This window comes from Spirillospora sp. NPDC052242, assembly GCF_040679555.1.
Lineage (GTDB): Bacteria > Actinomycetota > Actinomycetes > Streptosporangiales > Streptosporangiaceae > Spirillospora.
Genome location: NZ_JBFAUZ010000019.1, coordinates 17676 through 33031, shown reverse-complemented (window position 1 = coordinate 33031; position 15356 = coordinate 17676). Strand labels below are relative to the sequence as shown.

Sequence of the window (15356 nt, the reverse complement as noted above, 5' to 3'; positions counted from 1 at the left end):
GACCGATCCCGGTTCCACCGATGCCCATCCCGTTCATCCGCCGGCCGGACCGCGCCGGACGCTCGCCGTTCAGCGTCGCCACCGAAGTGCAGTCGACCGTCTACCGCATCGCGCGGCTGTCGATCACCGCCACGATGGCGTACCTCCTGGCGCTGTACCTGCTGCCCGCGGGCGGCCCGGCGCCGCTGCTGTCGCCGCTGACCGCGCTGCTGGTCGTCCAGTACTCGGTGTACGACACGATCCGCGCCGGGATCCTGCGGGTCGGCTCGGTCACCTCCGGGGTGCTGGTCGCGGTGATGTTCGCCGAGACGATCGGGTTCACCTGGTGGACGCTCGGGCTGGCGATCCTGGCCGCGCTGACGATCGGGCACGTGCTGCGGCTGCGCGAGCACGTGCTGGAGGCGGCGATCAGCGCCATGCTGATCTTCGCGCTGGGCGCGGCCAGCGAGTCCGGCGCCTTCGACCGGTTCATGGAGACGATCGTCGGCGCCGCCACCGGGCTCGTCGCGACGTTCCTCGTCCCGTCGGTGGTGGTGCGGCCCGCCGAGGAGGCGGTGGCCGACATCTCCGAGCGGCTGCGGGAGCTGATCTCGCACATCGCCGAGGGCCTGCGCGGCGAGCGCAGCCCCGGCGAGGCCGTCCGCTGGCAGCAGGAGACCGAGCGCCTCGCCCGCGACCTCGCCCGCACCGACCAGGCGCTCGGCGCAGCCGAGCAGAGCGTCAAGCTCAACCCGCGCGCCTGGCGGCTGGTCGACGCGGGCGTCGCGCTGCGCAACGCCATGGAGACCATGGAGCACTTCACGCTCACGCTGCGCGGCCTCACCCGCTCGCTGGTCGACGACGAGCGGCTCGGCCGGCACGGGCGGCTGCTCACCGACCCGGTGCTGCGGCCCCGGCTCGCCGACGCGCTGGCGGGCGTCGCCGACGGCATCGCCGCCTACGGGCGCCTCGCGCGCTCCGACCTGGACCGCCGCGCCCGTCCGTTCAAGGCCGAGCAGGACCTCGAGGTGCGGGTGGACATCGCCCGCGAGCGGCGCGCCCGGCTCGCGCGGGAACTGCACGAGCGGGCCGCCGCCGGTGACCTGTGGCCGCTGTACGGCGAGATCTCGATGGACGTCGACCGCCTCGTCGAGCAGCTCCGCGTCGAGCACCGCGCCCGCGCCCGCGAGCAGTGGCGGCGGCACCGCGGAACGGCCCGCCACCTGCCCGAGCGCCCCGCGAAGGTCGTCCGGCAGGCGGGGTCGCAGCTGCGCCGCGCCGCCGGGTCCGCGGCGGCCGCCGCGGAACAGCACGCGCGGGAGACCGACGAGGAACTCCGCCCCCGCCGCCGCCCGCCCGGCACGTAACCCTCCGGGCGCCGAGCCCGCTTCCGGCGCGTCCCGATGGCGGGTGGTCGTGTACGTCATGCCGCAGGTCGGCTCGTGGACGCGCACCGCGGCCACCGGCGAGAAGTGCACCGCGGACGACGGGTCCCCGAACTTCTCCTACGTCTCCCTCGACCGCAGCGGCGCCGACCATCGGTGGAACGCGGACGCCGCCTACAACCTGCCGGACAGCAACATCCAGGGCGCCACGCGGTTCAACGACCGCTGGTACCCGTCGCGCAGCCGCGGCATCACGAACAACGGCACCTTCTACACGACCCGGCCGATCACCTCGGCGACCGGCACCCTGAGCATCGCGAGTGACAAGCCCATCAGCAAGGGCCCCGAGGACCTGTCCCACTGGCCCGGCGGCACCCCCACCGCCCCGACGCTCGGCGAGATGTGGACGGTCGCCGAGCACCCGGGCGCGGCCGAGGACGGTTCCGGCCAGGGGCAGCGCATGCTCTACGCCTGGGCGCCCTGACGGCGCGCCGCGCCCGGCCCGGACGCCGAATCCGGGCCGGGCGCGCGCGGGGCACCCCGCCGTCCGGCGGGTAGAATCCGCCGATCGGCGGTCGATCCGACGCCTCCGGGTCACCGATGATCGTGACGCCGATCACATCACCCCCTGGAGTCGACGATGACCATCGACCGCCCCGTCGGGCCTCCCCCGCCGTTCGATCCCGAACTCGTCCCCGCCCTGCGCATCATCAACGAGTTCCTCGCCCCGGACGCCCTCGCCGACCCCGCCGTCCTCGCGGCGCTGAACGACCGCCCGTCGCTCATGGAGCCGCCCACGGACGAGGCCCTCGCCCGCGACGGCGCGTTCACGGTCGAGGAGCGCTCCGTGCCCGGCCCCGAGGGCGCACCGGACGTCGGGCTGCTGATCTGCCGTCCGGCGGCGGCCCGGGAACCGGTGCCCGTGCTCTACCACACGCACGGCGGCGGCATGGTCACGGGCAACAACCGGATGGGCCTGCCCGAGATGCTCGACCTCGCCGCGGACGTCGGCGCCGCCGTGGTGTCGGTCGAGTACCGGCTCGCGCCGGGCGCCCCGCACCCCGGCCCCGTCGAGGACTGCTACGCCGGGCTCCGCTGGACGGCCGAGCACGCCGCCGAACTCGGCGCCGACCCGGCGCGCGTCATCGTCGGCGGCGCCAGCGCCGGCGGCGGGCTCGCCGCCGCCCTCGCCCTCATGGCCCGCGACCGCGGCGGCCCCGCCCTGGCCGGGCAGCTCCTCCTGTGCCCCATGCTCGACGACCGCAACGACACCCCGTCGGCCGTCCAGATGGCCGGGCTCGGCGTGTGGGACCGCGCGTCCAACGGGGCGGGCTGGACCGCGCTGCTCGGCGACGCGCGCGGCACCGACGCCGTCTCCCCCTACGCCGCGCCCGCCCGCGCCACCGACCTGTCGGACCTCCCGCCCGCGTTCATCGACGTGGGCTCCGCCGAGACGTTCCGGGACGAGGACGTCGCGTACGCCACGCGCATCTGGCAGGCGGGCGGCCGCGCCGAACTGCACGTGTGGGCCGGCGGCTTCCACGGGTTCGACATGATGGCCCCGCAGGCGGCGGTGTCGCAGGACGCCCGCGCCGCCCGGCTCCACTGGCTGCGGAGGCTGCTCGGCCGATGAGGGACCTGACCGTGCGGCTCGACGCGCTGGACCCGCAGGCGAGCGCGGCGCTGCGCGTCATCGCCTACTTCGACGACCTGACGGCCCACGGCGCGACCCTGCAGGCGATCGTCCGGGGCGCCGCGGTGCTGGCCGCCGTCCCCGCCGCGCTCGTCGACGAGGCCCGGCGCGTCCGGATCCGGGTCGACGCGCAGGGCCGCACGGGCACCCCCGCCGCGTCCCCCGACCCCGCCTGGCCGAGCGTGCCCGCGGGGTCGGCGGTGCTGTGGCTCGAGCACTCCGGCCCGCCCCGTCCCGCCGACGCGATGGTGCTGGAACGGGCGGCTGCCGCGGCCACCGCCGTCCTCGACCGCACCCGGGGCCGGGCGGACCCGCACGACACCGCGTCCGTCGAGACCCTCCTCGACCCCGCGTCGTCCCCGCAGGCCCGGACGACCGCCGCCCGCCGGCTCGGACTGCCCGCGTCCGCCCGCATCAGAGCCGTCGCCTTGCACGACGGAACCGCGCTGCTCCGCGTCGCCGCCGACCCCGAGGACGAACCCGCCCCGGGCACCCGCCCGGCACCGGCGGCCGGACACGTCGCGCCCGCCCCGGAGGGGGCGCGGGCCGGGGTCGGGCCGGCGGTCGACGTGGACGGCCTGCCGGACTCGTGGGAGGCGGCGCGCACCGCCCTGCGGCTCACCGCCGAGGGAACACCGGACGACCCGGGACCGCGCGTCGTGCACGCGGACGAGGCGGGCGGTCTGCTCGCGCTCGCCCGCGCCGTCGGCCCCGACTCGCCGAAGATCCCCGACGTCACCGCCGTCGAGCACGCCGCGCGGGCCGCGCCGTGGGTGCTCGCGACGCTCGACGCCGTCGCGGGCGCGTCCAGCGTCCGCGCGGCGGCGGCCGCCCTGCGCATCCACCACTCGACCCTGCAGGAACGCCTCGCGCACGCGGAACGGCTCATCGGCTGGTCGCTCGCCGACACCCCCGGTCGGTTCCGCCTGCACCTCGCGCTCGTCCTGCGCCGCCTCCACCGCCCCCCGCCGCCGTAGACCACCCGGCCCGCGAGCCGGGGCGCTCAGACGTCGCCGGGGTTCTCCCGGTACACCAGGAGCTGGTATCCGGGCACGCCGGCGACGTCGAAGGCGTGGAAGTCGATGCTCAGCAGGCCCCGGACGGGGTGGCGCAGCACCTTCGTCTCGTGGGTCTTGGGCTGCACGTCATGGCGCGCCCACAGGCCGGGGAACTCCGGGCTCTCGGCCTCCAGCCGGTCGAGCAGTTCGCGGAGCCGGGCGGGGGCGGCGGCGAAGTCGGCGCTGGCGCGCAGGTTGGCCACGGTCGCTTCGGCGGAGGCCTCCCACGCCACGAAGAACCGGCGGCCCTCGGGGTCCAGCAGGACCATCTCCAGCAGGTTCGCGGTCTCCGCGAAGCCCGCGAACAGCTTGCGCGCCTCGGCGTTCATCGCCAGGACGTCGAGCACCGGATCCAGCACGATCGCGCCGGAGTCGCTCCAGGAGTCCATCAGGTCCAGCAGTTCGGCCGGCACCGGCCGGACCGTCGCCTCCTCGCCGAGGCGGTGCGCGACGCCGGCCAGTGCGTACAGGTGCCGCTCCTCGGCCTCGGTCAGCCGCAGGGCCCTGGAGAGGCCGGCGAGGACCTCCGGCGAGGGGCGGGTCTCCTTGCCCTGCTCCAGGCCGCGGTAGTAGTCGACGCTCACTCCGGCCAGCACGGCGACCTCTTCGCGGCGCAGGCCGGGGACGCGGCGCTCGCCCGCCGCCGGCATTCCGACTGCCTCGGGCGTCACCTTGGCGCGGCGGGTCATGAGGAACTCGCCCAACATCGCCAACGCCGGCGTGCAGCTCATCTCCGGCATCACCGACCTGGCCACCGCCGACTGGGACGCCCAGATCGACCTCAACATCAAGGGCGTCATGAACACGATCCAGGCGTTCGTGCCGTCCCTGGAGTCGGCCGCGGCCGACGGCCGGAGCGCCGACCTCATCACCACGTCGTCGATCGCCGCCGTCCGGATCCTGGAGGGCTTCCAGGTCTACTCCGCGACCAAGGCCTACGTCACCCAGCTCGTCAACTGCTGCGCACCGAGCTGGGCCGCAAGAAGATCCGCGTGGCGACGATCGAGCCGGGCATGGTCGACACCGAGCTGCCCGACCACGTCACCGACCCGGCCGCGAGCAAGCTCATGGCCGACCTGATCGCCCAGATCGACGTCCTCTCGCCCGAAGACGTCGCGGAGACGGTCGCGTTCATGAGCGCGGTGCCCGGGCACGTCAACCTCACCGAGATCACCGTCCTGCCGACCGAGCAGATCATCTAGCGCGTCCGGACAAGACCGAGGGGCGGCCCGGCCGGGCCGCCCCTCGGTCTTCCGGTGCGCTACGCGTGGTCGAGGCGGTGGCGGAGGGCGGTGTGGCGGCGGCCCGCGCCGGCGGTGCGGACGGCGGCGGCGAGGGCGCGGCGCGAGCCGACGAGGACGACGAGCTTCTTCGCGCGGGTGATGCCCGTGTAGAGCAGGTTGCGGCGCAGCATCGTCCAGGCGCCGGTGGTGAGCGGGACGACCACGGCGGGGTACTCGCTGCCCTGCGAGCGGTGGATCGTGATCGCGTAGGCGTGGGCGAGCTCGTCGAGTTCGTCGAACGCGTAGTCGATGCTCTCGTCCTCGTCGGTGAGGACGGTGAGCGACTGGTCCTCCAGGGAGACCTTCGTGACGACGCCGACGGTGCCGTTGAACACCCCGGCCTCGCCCTTGTCGTAGTTGTTGCGGAGCTGCGTGACCTTGTCGCCGACGCGGAAGACGCGGCCGCCGTAGCGGCGTTCGGGGCGGGAGTCGTGGTGCGGGGTGAGCGCCTCCTGGAGGAGGCCGTTCAGCGCGCCCGCGCCGGCGGCGCCGCGGTGGACGGGCGCGAGGACCTGCACGTCGCGGCGGGGATCGAGGCCGAACCTGCGGGGGATGCGGTTGGCGACGACGTCCACGGTCAGCTCCGCGGCCTCCTCCTGCTCCTCGCACGGGAACAGGAAGAAGTCGGCGTAGCCGCGGGTGTGCGGGTGCTCGCCGGAGTTGACCCGGTGGGCGTTGACGACGATGCCCGACTGCTGCGCCTGCCGGAAGATCTTCGTGAGGCGGACGCGCGGGATCGTCGCGGAGCCGAGGAGGTCGGCGAGCACCTCCCCGGCGCCGACGGACGGGAGCTGGTCGACGTCCCCCACCAGCAGCAGGTGCGCGCCGCGGGGGATCGCCTTGACCAGCTTGTTCGCCAGGATAAGGTCGACCATCGAGGACTCGTCGACGACGACGAGGTCGGCGTCCAGCGGGTTGTCCTGGTCGTAGGCGGCGTCGCCGCCGGGCTGGAGCTGGAGGAGCCGGTGGACGGTCGCCGCCTCGTGGCCGGTCAGCTCGGCGAGGCGCTTGGCCGCGCGTCCGGTCGGCGCCACGAGGACGATCTTGGCGTGCTTCGCGGCGGCCAGCTCGACGACGGAGCGGACGGTGAAGCTCTTGCCGCAGCCCGGGCCGCCGGTGAGGACCGCGACCTTGGAGGTGAGGGCGAGCTTGACCGCCTCCTCCTGCTCGGCCGCGAGATCGGTGCCGGTGCGCTTCCGCAGCCACGGCAGCGCCCTGTCCCAGTCGACGCCGGCGAACGCGGCGAGCCGGTCCTCCTTCGCGTCGAGGAGTTCGCGGAGGCCGCGGGCGAGCGAGCGTTCGGCGCGGTGGAACGGGACGAGGTACACGGCGGGGATCGTCGCGGCGTCCCCGGGGATCGGCTCCCGCACGACGCCCTCGGCCGCGGCCAGCTCGTCCAGCGCCGGGACGATCAGCTCGCGGGGCACCTCGAGGATCTTCTGGGCGTCGGTGACGAGGTTCGGCTCGGGCAGGAAGCAGTGCCCGTCGTCGGCGGCCTCCGACAGCGTGTACTGGAGCCCCGCCTTGATGCGTTCCGGGCTGTCGTGCGGGACGCCGATCGCCCGGGCGATCGTGTCGGCGGTGCGGAAGCCGATGCCCCAGACGTCCGCGGCGAGCCGGTAGGGGTCGCGGCGGACGGTGTCGATGGACGCGTCGCCGTACTGCTTGTAGACGCGGACGGCCAGGGAGGTGGAGACGCCGACGCCCTGCAGGAAGACCATGACCTCCTTGATGGCCTTCTGCTCCTCCCACGCGTCGCCGATCCGCTTGGTGCGCTTCGGGCCGAGGCCGGGGACCTCGACGAGCCGCTCCGGCTCCTCCTCGATGATCCGCAGGATGTCGGTGCCGAAGTGCTCCACCATCCGGTCGGCCATCACCGGCCCGATGCCCTTGATCATCCCCGAGCCGAGGTAGCGGCGGATGCCCTGGACGGTCGCGGGCAGCACCGTCGTGTACGACTCGACCTCGAACTGCCGCCCGTACTTCGGGTGCGAGCGCCACCGGCCGGTCAGCCGCAGGCTCTCGCCGACCTGGGCGCCCAGCAGCGCCCCGACGACCGTCAGCAGGTCGTCGCCGGCGCGCTCGGTGGCGACGCGGGCGACGGTGTAGCCGGTCTCGTCGTTGGCGTAGGTGATGCGCTCGAGCACGGCCTCCAGGACGGCCCGGGGCGGAGTCGGTGTGGTCACGTCCGACATGATCACAGGTGGGCCGGACGCTCCGTCACGGGTTCGCGAACCTGTGGACGGCTCCCCGGCGTGACGCCCGACGCCACTTCGAGCACGCCCGTCTCGGTCGCGAGCGCGGTGACGAGGCGGGCGGGGGTCACGTCGAACGCGGGGTTGAACGCCGGGACGCCGTCCGGTGCGGCGGGCGTCCCGCCGAAGGCCAGGACCTCCTCGGCGGGGCGCTCCTCGATGGGGACGGCGTCGCCGTCGGGCGTCGCGAGGTCGATCGTGCTCCACGGCGCCGCGACCATCAGCGGGATCCCGGCCGCCGCGCACGCGAGCGCCACCCCGAGGGAGCCGACCTTGTTCGCGGTGTCGCCGTTGGCGGCGATCCGGTCGGCGCCGATGACGGCCGCGTCCACCAGGCCCCGCATGATCGTGCCCGGCGCGGCGGCGTCGACCTGCACCGTGCACGGGATGCCCGCTTCCCGCAGCTCCCAGGCGGTGAGCCGGGCGCCCTGCAGCAGCGGGCGCGTCTCGTCCGCGTACACCAGCTCGACCAGGTTCCGCGCGTGCAGCTCGCGGACGACGCCGAGGGCCGTCCCCCATCCGGCGGTCGCGAGGGCGCCCGCGTTGCAGTGCGTCAGGAGGCGCAGCGGACGGCCGGGACGGCGGGACTCGAGCCAGTCGGCACCGTGCTCGCCGATCGCCCGGTTGGCGCGGACGTCCTCGTCCAGGACGGCCTGCGCCTCGGCGGCGACGGCGGCGGCGCCCTCGGGGACGCGCGGCAGGACCCGGTCGACGCCCGCCGCGAGGTTCACCGCCGTGGGACGGGCCTCCCGGATGCGGGCGATCGCGGCGTCCCGGGCGGCGCCGTCCCAGCCCTCCCGTTCGGCCTGCCGGACGGCGATCGCGACGCCGAACGCGCCCGCGACGCCCAGCGCGGGCGCGCCCCGCACCGCGAGCCGCCGGATCGCGTCGACGAGCGCGTCCACGTCCCGCACCTCCAGGTACTCGACGCGGGCGGGCAGGACGGTCTGGTCCAGCAGCCGCAGGGCGTCGCCCGTCCAGGCGATGGTCCGCACATCGGTCGTCATGGTGTCCATGATGCCTCGCAAGTCGCGTCCGCCCTTATCCCGCAGGGCTTTGCGGCGCCCCCGAACCATCGCGTGACCTGCGTAAACTTGACATCGATCGAACCGATGTTCGAAATTATGCGGGAGCGGGAAAGGGGACGGACGTGGCCGAGGCGGCACTGCGCGACGCGACCGCGCTGCGCGACGCCGTGTCGCCGGGCGCGGCGCGGGCGGCGCTACCGGTGCTGCCCGCGCTCCGCGCCGTCCTGCCCGGCGGGCTCCGCGCGGGCTCGCTCGTCGGCCTGGACGGGCCCGGCGCGGCGTCGCTCGGCGCGGCGCTGGTGGCGGGCGCGTCCCGGCACGGCGGCGCGGACGGGACGGGCGGCTGGTGCGGCGTCGTCGGCCTGCCCGCGTTCGGGGTGCGGGCCGCCGCCGGGATGGGCGCCGCCCCGGAGCGGCTGCTGCTGGTGGACGAGCCCGGCGGCCGCTGGGCGGACGTGGTGGCGGCCCTGGTCGAGGCCGTCGACCTGATCCTGCTGCGCCCGCCCGACCGGCCCGACCCGGCCGCCGTGCGGCGCCTCTCCGCGCTCGCCCGCCGGCACGGCGCGGTCCTCGCGCTGGCGGATGCGCCCGCCTGGCCGGGCGTCCGGCTGCGGCTGCGCACGGCCGCGCCGTCGTGGGAGGGCCTCGGCGCGGGGCACGGCCGGCTGCGCGGCCGCCGCGCCGAGGTCGTCGCCGAGGGCCGGGACGTGCCGCGGGGGCGCCGCGCCCGCCTGTGGCTCCCCGCCCCGGACGGCACGGTCGCCCCGGACACCGCCCGTCCCGCCCTCCAGCTCGTCGGCGAACCCACCCGCGTCAGCGAGGGCGCCCCCGTCCACCGGCGAGGCGGGGGTGCGGCGTGAGCCGGGTGCTGGTGGTGTGGTGCCCGGACTGGCCGGTGACGGCGGCCGGGATCGACGCCGCCACGCCGGGCGCGGTCGTGTCCGGCGGGCGGGTCGCGGCGTGCTCGGCGGCGGCCCGGGCCGACGGGGTGCGGCGGGGGCAGGCGCTGCGGGACGCGCAGCGGCGGTGCCCGGGGCTGGTCGTGCGGGACCGGGACGCCGACGCGGAGGGGCGGGCGTTCGAGGCGGTCGTCGCGGCGGTCGCGGAGCTGACGCCCAAGGTCGAGGTGGTGCGGCCGGGGCTGCTGGCGGTGCCGGTGCGGGGCGCGGCGCGGTTCTACGGCGGCGAGGAGTCGCTGCGGGTGCTGCTGCAGGACGCCGTGGTCGAGGCGGGGCACGACTGCGGGACCGGGATCGCCGACGGGCTGTTCGCCGCCGAGCTGGCGGCGCGGGCCGGGAACGGCGGGGTGGTGGTGCCGGAGGGCGGCGCGGCGGAGTTCCTGGCGCCGTACTCGCCGGTGGTGCTGGGCCGTCCGGAGCTGGCGGAGCTGCTGTGGCGGCTCGGCGTCCGGACGCTCGGGGCGTTCGCGGCGCTGCCCGCGGGGCGGGTCGCCGCGCGGTTCGGGGCGGAGGGGGCGCTGGCGCACCGGCTCGCGCGGGGCGAGGAGCCGCGGCCGCTCGCGGCCGTGGACGGCGCCGCCGACCTGGCGGCGCACACGGTGTTCGACCCGCCCGCGGAACGGGCCGACCGGGTGGTGTTCACCGCGAAGCGGCTGGCGGACGAGCTGCACGCGGGGCTCGCGGCGGCGGGCGCGGCGTGCGTCCGGCTGGAGGTGGCGGTGGAGTTCGCGGACGGGCGGGAGTCGCGGCGGCTGTGGCGGCACGACGGGCTGCTGTCGGCGCTCGCGGTGGCCGACCGGGTGCGGTGGCAGCTCGCGGCGTGGCGGCCCGCGGAGGACGGCGCGGAGTGGGGCGGGGTCGTGCGGCTCGGCCTCGTGCCCGACCAGCTCGTCGCGGACACCGGGCGGCAGGAGGCGCTGTGGGGCCGGGTGACCGACCCGGTGGCGCGCGCCGCGGACCGGGTGCAGGCGCTGCTGGGGCACCGGGCGATCACCCGCCCGGTGCTGACCGGCGGGCGCGGGCCCGCCGAGCAGGTCGTGAAGGTGCCGGTCGGGGACCTGCCGCCGGACGAGCGGGACGGCCCGTGGCCCGGGCGGCTCGGGGCGCCCGCGCCGGCGGTCGTCCCGGCCGCGCCGGTGCCCGTCCGGCTGGTGGACGCGGCCGGGGCGGACGTGGCGGTGTCGGCGCGCCGCACGGTGTCGGCGCCGCCCGCCGCGCTCGTCGTCGGGGACGCCCCGGCGGCGGTCGTCGCGTGGGCGGGGCCGTGGCCCGCGGACGAGCGGTGGTGGGACCCCGAGCGGGCGCGGCGCCGGGCGCGCCTGCAGGTCGTGACCGAGGACGGCGCCGCGTACCTCGTCGCCGTCGAGGGCGGCCGGTGGCACATCGAGGCCGCATATGACTAGTCGGCCGCGCATGACCAGAGGCCGCATATGACCGGAGGGCGCGTATGACCGGCTGGTACAACCCGCCGGTGCCGTGGCGGGAGCTGGAGGAGCGGCTGTCGTGGCGGCCGAAGGCGCCGCGGGCCGCCGGGCCCGCGCCGGAACCGGTCGTCCCGCGCCGGGTCGAGGGCGGGGTGCCGTGGGCGGAGCTGCACTGCCACTCGTCGTACTCCTTCCTGGACGGCGCGAACGATCCGGCGGCGCTGGTGGCGGAGGCGGCGCGGCGGGGCGTCGAGACCATGGCGGTCACCGACCACGACGGGATGTACGGGGCGGTGAACTTCGCGCAGGCCGCGCGGGAGGCCGGGGTGGCGACGGTGTTCGGCGCGGAGCTGACCCTCGGGGCGCCGGGCCCGCGCGCGGGGGCGCCCGATCCGGCGGGCCGCCACCTGCTGGTACTCGCGCGGAACCCGGAGGGGTACGCGCGGCTGTGCTCGACGATCACCCGGGCGCAGCTCGCGGGCGGCCGCAAGGGACGTCCGGTGTACGACGAGGACGCGCTCGCCGGGGCCCACGGGGGCGCGTGGGCGGTGCTGACCGGGTGCCGCAAGGGCCCGGTCCCGGCGGCGCTCGCGGCGGGCGGGCCGGCGGCGGCCGAGGCGGAGCTGCGGCGGCTCGTCGACGTGTTCGGGCGGGACAACGTGTTCGCCGAGCTGATCGACCACGGGATGCCGGAGGACGACGAGCGCAACGACGTCCTCGCGGAGCTCGCGGCGCGCGTCGGGGTGGGCGCGGTGGCGTCCAACAACGTGCACCACGCGGCGCCGGGCGCGGACGCGCGGCTCGCGCAGGCGCTCGCGGCCGTCCGGTCCCGGCGGAGCCTGGACGCCATGGAGGGGTGGCTCGCGGCGTCCGGCGCGGCGCACGTGCGGAGCGGGGCGGAGATGGCGGCGCGGCTGGCGCGGTTCCCGGGCGTCCGGGAGCGGACGGTCGAGCTGGCGCGGGCGTGCGCGTTCGACTTCGCGGTGGTGGCGCCGAACCTGCCCGAATGGCCGGTGCCGGAGGGGCACACGGAGGCGAGCTGGCTGCGGCGGCTCGCGACGGACGGGGCGCGGGAGCGGTACGGGCCGCCGGAGGCGGAGCGGGTGCCGGGCGCGCACGCGCAGATCGCGCGGGAGCTGGACGTCATCGAGGGGCTCGGGTTCCCCGGCTACTTCCTGATCGTCCACGACATCGTGGAGTTCTGCCGGAGCCGCGGCATCCTGTGCCAGGGGCGGGGCTCGGCGGCGAACTCGGCGGTGTGCTACGCGCTCGGGATCACCGGGGTGGACGCGGTCCGGCACGAGCTGCTGTTCGAGCGGTTCCTGTCGCCGGGCCGGGACGGGCCGCCGGACATCGACCTCGACATCGAGCACCGGCGCCGCGAGGAGGTCATCCAGTACGTCTACGGGAAGTACGGGCGGGAGTGCACCGCGCAGGTCGCGAACGTCATCAGCTACCGGCCGCGCATGGCGGTGCGGGACGCGGCGCGCGCGCTGGGGTTCTCCCCCGGCCAGCAGGACGCGTGGTCGAAGAGCGTCGATTCGCGGGACCCGGTCGGGACGGAGAACCGCATCCCGGCGCCCGTCCGGGAGCTCGCGGGGCGGATGCTGGCCCTCCCCCGGCACCTGGGCGTCCACTCGGGCGGGATGGTGATCGCGGACCGCCCGGTCGGGGAGGTGTGCCCGATCGAGTGGGCGACGATGCCGGGCCGCAGCGTCCTGCAGTGGGACAAGGACGACTGCGCCGCCGCGGGCCTCGTGAAGTTCGACCTGCTCGGGCTCGGCATGCTGTCGGCGCTGCACGACACGTTCGACCTCGTCGCCGCGCACCACGGCCGCCGGTTCGACCTGCAGTCCCTTCCCGCCGAGGACCCGGCCGTGTACGACATGCTGTGCGACGCCGACTCGGTCGGGGTGTTCCAGGTGGAGTCGCGCGCGCAGATGGCGACGCTGCCGCGGCTGCGCCCCCGGGAGTTCTACGACCTCGTCGTCGAGGTGGCGCTGATCCGCCCGGGGCCGATCCAGGGCGGGTCCGTCCACCCGTACCTGCGCCGCCGCAAGGGCGAGGAGCCCGCGACGTGCCCGCACCCGCTGATGGAGAAGGCCCTCGCGCGCACACTGGGCGTCCCGCTGTTCCAGGAGCAGATGATGCAGCTCGCCGTGGACTGCGCGGGGTTCACGCCGCAGGAGTCCGACGAGCTGCGGCAGGCGATGGGCGCGAAGCGCGCGCCGGAGCGGGTCGAGCGGCTGCGGCGGCGCCTCCTGGACGGCATGGCCGAGCGCGGCGTCCCCCCGGACGTCGCCGAGGACGTCTACGGGAAGATCCTCGGCTTCACCGGCTACGGGTTCCCCGAGTCGCACGCGCAGAGCTTCGCGCACCTGGTGTACGCGAGCGCCTACCTCAAGCGCCACTACCCGGCGGCGTTCACGGCGGCGCTGCTGCGGAACCAGCCGATGGGGTTCTACTCCCCGAACAGCCTCCTGGCGGACGTCCGGCGGCACGGCGTCGAGGTGAGGGGCGTGGACGTCAACGTCAGCGACGTCCACCCCACGCTGGAGGAGCCCGTGGAGGTCCGGTCGGCGCACCCGCACGCGCCGGAGGAGCCGCAGCCCGCGATCCGGCTCGGCCTGGACGGCGTCCGCAACCTCGGCACGGAGGCGGCGGAGGCGGTCGCGGCGGGCCGCCCCTACGCGGGCATGGAGGACCTGGCGCGGCGCGTCCCGCTGTCGCCGGGGGCGCTGGAGGCCCTCGCGACGGCCGGGGCGTTCGGCTGCTTCGGGCTGTCGCGGCGGGAGGCGCTGTGGGCGGCGGGCGCCCTGGCCGGCGCGGGCCCCGGGCAGCTCGAGGGGATCGCGCCCGGCACCGACGCGCCCGCGCTGCCCGCGATGACCCCGGTCGAGGAGACCCTCGCGGACCTGTGGGCCACCGGCGTGTCCGGCACGCACCCGGTCGCGCACGTCCGGGAGGCCCTCGACGAGCTGGGCGCGCTGCCGGCCGGGCGGCTCGCGGACGTCCGCGCCGAGACGAACGTGCTCGTCGCGGGACTCGTCACGCACCGGCAGCGGCCCCCGACCGCCGGCGGCATCGTGTTCCTCAGCCTGGAGGACGAGACCGGCATCGCCAACGTGATCTGCCCGCCGCCGGTGTTCGAGCGGCACCGCGGCCTCGCGGTCGACGCGCAGGCGCTGCTGGTGAGCGGTCGGCTGGAGCGCGCCGACGGCGTGACGAACGTCCGCGCGCACCGGCTGCGGCGGCTCCCCGTCCCGGGCCGCGTCCGCACCCGCGACTTCCGCTGAACGGCGGGCCGCCCGGGCCGGCCGGGCCGCCCGTCAGGAGGTGAGGGCGTCGAGGCGTTCCAGGATGACGCCCTCGCGGAGCGCCCACGGGCACACCTCGAGCTCGGTGAGGCCGAACAGGTCCATGGCGGCGTCGGCGACGATCGCGCCCGCGGCGAGCTGCGGGGCGCGCCGCTCGGACACGCCGGGCAGTCCGGCGCGCTCGTCCGCGGGCATCTTCGCGAGCCGGTCGGCCCACTCGGTGACGCCGGCGGCGCCGAGCACCCGCCGCTGGAACGGTCCTTCGGACGTCGACGCGGCGCCGCCGATGCGGGCGAGCTGCTTGAACGTCTTGGACGTGGCGACGGCGTGGTCGGGCGGCCCGTAGCGGGCGACGTCGCCGACGTGCCGGGCGATCTCCGCGCGGACGTGCCGGCGCAGCTTGCGCACCTCGTCGGCGGGCGGCGGGTCGCCGGTGAACCAGTCGCGGGTGAGGCGGCCCGCGCCGAGCGGCAGCGAGAACGCCGCGTCGGGCTCCTCGTCGATCCCGACGGCGATCTCCAGGGAGCCGCCGCCGATGTCGACGACCAGCAGCCGTCCCGAGGACCAGCCGAACCACCGGCGGACGGCGAGGAAGGTCAGCCGCGCCTCGTCCTCGCCGGACAGCGCCTCGATGCCGACCTCCTTCTCCTCCCGGATGCGGGCCAGCACCTCCTCGCCGTTCGCGGCGTCGCGGACGGCCGAGGTGGCGAACGCGACGAGGTCCTCGACGCCCTTGTCCTCGGCGATCTGCAGCGCCTCGTCGACGAATTCGCGCAGCAGCTTCTCGCCCTCCTTGGAGAGCCGGTCGCCCTCCTCCAGGTGGGCGGCGAGCCGCAGTTCCGCCTTGTGGGAGTACGCGGGAAGCGGGCGCGCCCCCCGGTGGGCGTCCACCACGAGCAGGTGAACCGTGTTCGAGCCCACGTCCAGCACGCCGAGTCTCATGCCCCGAAAATATCGGACGGCCGTCCGGTACGA

Annotated in this window: 13 protein-coding genes; 9 read left to right on the top strand and 4 right to left on the bottom strand. The window is 76.3% G+C overall.

The window, feature by feature from the left end; genetic code table 11:
- Positions 1-20: 20 nt before the first annotated feature.
- The 4 genes from AB0L25_RS17445 (at position 21) to AB0L25_RS17430 (ending at position 4034) form a co-directional block, all read left to right on the top strand.
- Positions 21-1346 carry an FUSC family protein gene (locus AB0L25_RS17445; RefSeq protein ID WP_500173162.1) on the top strand — a complete coding sequence of 442 codons (1326 nt, stop codon included), beginning with the start codon at positions 21-23 and terminating at the stop codon, positions 1344-1346.
- 49 nt (positions 1347-1395) lie between these two features.
- Complete coding sequence (locus AB0L25_RS17440; protein ID WP_500173160.1) at positions 1396-1848, top strand: hypothetical protein; 453 nt, start codon at positions 1396-1398, stop codon at positions 1846-1848.
- A 156-nt stretch (positions 1849-2004) separates the two neighbouring features.
- On the top strand, positions 2005-2997 hold the full coding sequence (locus AB0L25_RS17435) for an alpha/beta hydrolase (protein ID WP_500173158.1): 993 nt from the start codon (positions 2005-2007) through the stop codon (positions 2995-2997).
- On the top strand, positions 2994-4034 hold the full coding sequence (locus AB0L25_RS17430) for a helix-turn-helix domain-containing protein (protein ID WP_500173156.1): 1041 nt from the start codon (positions 2994-2996) through the stop codon (positions 4032-4034). The genes AB0L25_RS17435 and AB0L25_RS17430 overlap by 4 nt, the downstream gene beginning before the upstream one ends.
- 26 nt (positions 4035-4060) lie before the next feature.
- Here the strand turns inward: AB0L25_RS17430 and AB0L25_RS17425 are convergent, their stop codons facing one another.
- Positions 4061-4804, bottom strand: coding sequence for a helix-turn-helix transcriptional regulator (locus tag AB0L25_RS17425; protein WP_500173154.1), 744 nt, complete (start codon positions 4802-4804; stop codon positions 4061-4063).
- Here AB0L25_RS17425 and AB0L25_RS17420 point away from each other — a divergent pair.
- Positions 4803-5195 carry an SDR family oxidoreductase gene (locus AB0L25_RS17420; RefSeq protein WP_500173152.1) on the top strand — a complete coding sequence of 131 codons (393 nt, stop codon included), beginning with the start codon at positions 4803-4805 and terminating at the stop codon, positions 5193-5195. The two genes, AB0L25_RS17425 and AB0L25_RS17420, sit on opposite strands and share 2 nt — an antisense overlap.
- A complete protein-coding gene (locus AB0L25_RS17415) occupies positions 5129-5317 on the top strand; it encodes a hypothetical protein (RefSeq protein ID WP_500173150.1) in 189 nt (62 codons plus the stop codon). Before AB0L25_RS17420 ends, AB0L25_RS17415 begins: the two co-directional genes overlap by 67 nt.
- Positions 5318-5376: 59 nt before the next feature.
- Here AB0L25_RS17415 and recD2 read toward each other — a convergent pair whose 3' ends face one another.
- Together recD2 and mtnA are read right to left on the bottom strand one after the other, a co-directional pair.
- The gene (gene recD2, locus AB0L25_RS17410; RefSeq protein ID WP_500173148.1) at positions 5377-7584 is read right to left on the bottom strand and encodes an SF1B family DNA helicase RecD2; all 2208 of its coding nucleotides are present in this window, start codon (positions 7582-7584) and stop codon (positions 5377-5379) included.
- Between the two features lie 11 nt (positions 7585-7595).
- Positions 7596-8660: an S-methyl-5-thioribose-1-phosphate isomerase gene (mtnA, locus tag AB0L25_RS17405; RefSeq protein WP_500173146.1), complete on the bottom strand. Its 1065-nt coding sequence runs from the start codon at positions 8658-8660 to the stop codon at positions 7596-7598.
- Positions 8661-8803: 143 nt separating this feature from the next.
- On the opposite strand from mtnA, the gene imuA' reads away from it, so the two are divergent.
- The 3 genes from imuA' to AB0L25_RS17390 are packed head-to-tail and all read left to right on the top strand — an operon-like array spanning position 8804 to position 14360.
- A complete protein-coding gene (gene imuA' / locus AB0L25_RS17400) occupies positions 8804-9541 on the top strand; it encodes a DnaE2-dependent mutagenesis accessory factor ImuA' (RefSeq protein WP_500173144.1) in 738 nt (245 codons plus the stop codon).
- Positions 9538-11043 carry a DNA polymerase Y family protein gene (locus AB0L25_RS17395; protein WP_500173142.1) on the top strand — a complete coding sequence of 502 codons (1506 nt, stop codon included), beginning with the start codon at positions 9538-9540 and terminating at the stop codon, positions 11041-11043. The genes imuA' and AB0L25_RS17395 overlap by 4 nt, the downstream gene beginning before the upstream one ends.
- 44 nt (positions 11044-11087) lie before the next feature.
- A complete protein-coding gene (locus AB0L25_RS17390) occupies positions 11088-14360 on the top strand; it encodes an error-prone DNA polymerase (protein WP_500173140.1) in 3273 nt (1090 codons plus the stop codon).
- 33 nt (positions 14361-14393) lie between these two features.
- Here AB0L25_RS17390 and AB0L25_RS17385 read toward each other — a convergent pair whose 3' ends face one another.
- Positions 14394-15323, bottom strand: a complete 930-nt coding sequence (locus AB0L25_RS17385; protein ID WP_500173138.1) for a Ppx/GppA family phosphatase — start codon at positions 15321-15323, stop codon at positions 14394-14396.
- Between the last annotated feature and the right edge of the window lie 33 nt (positions 15324-15356).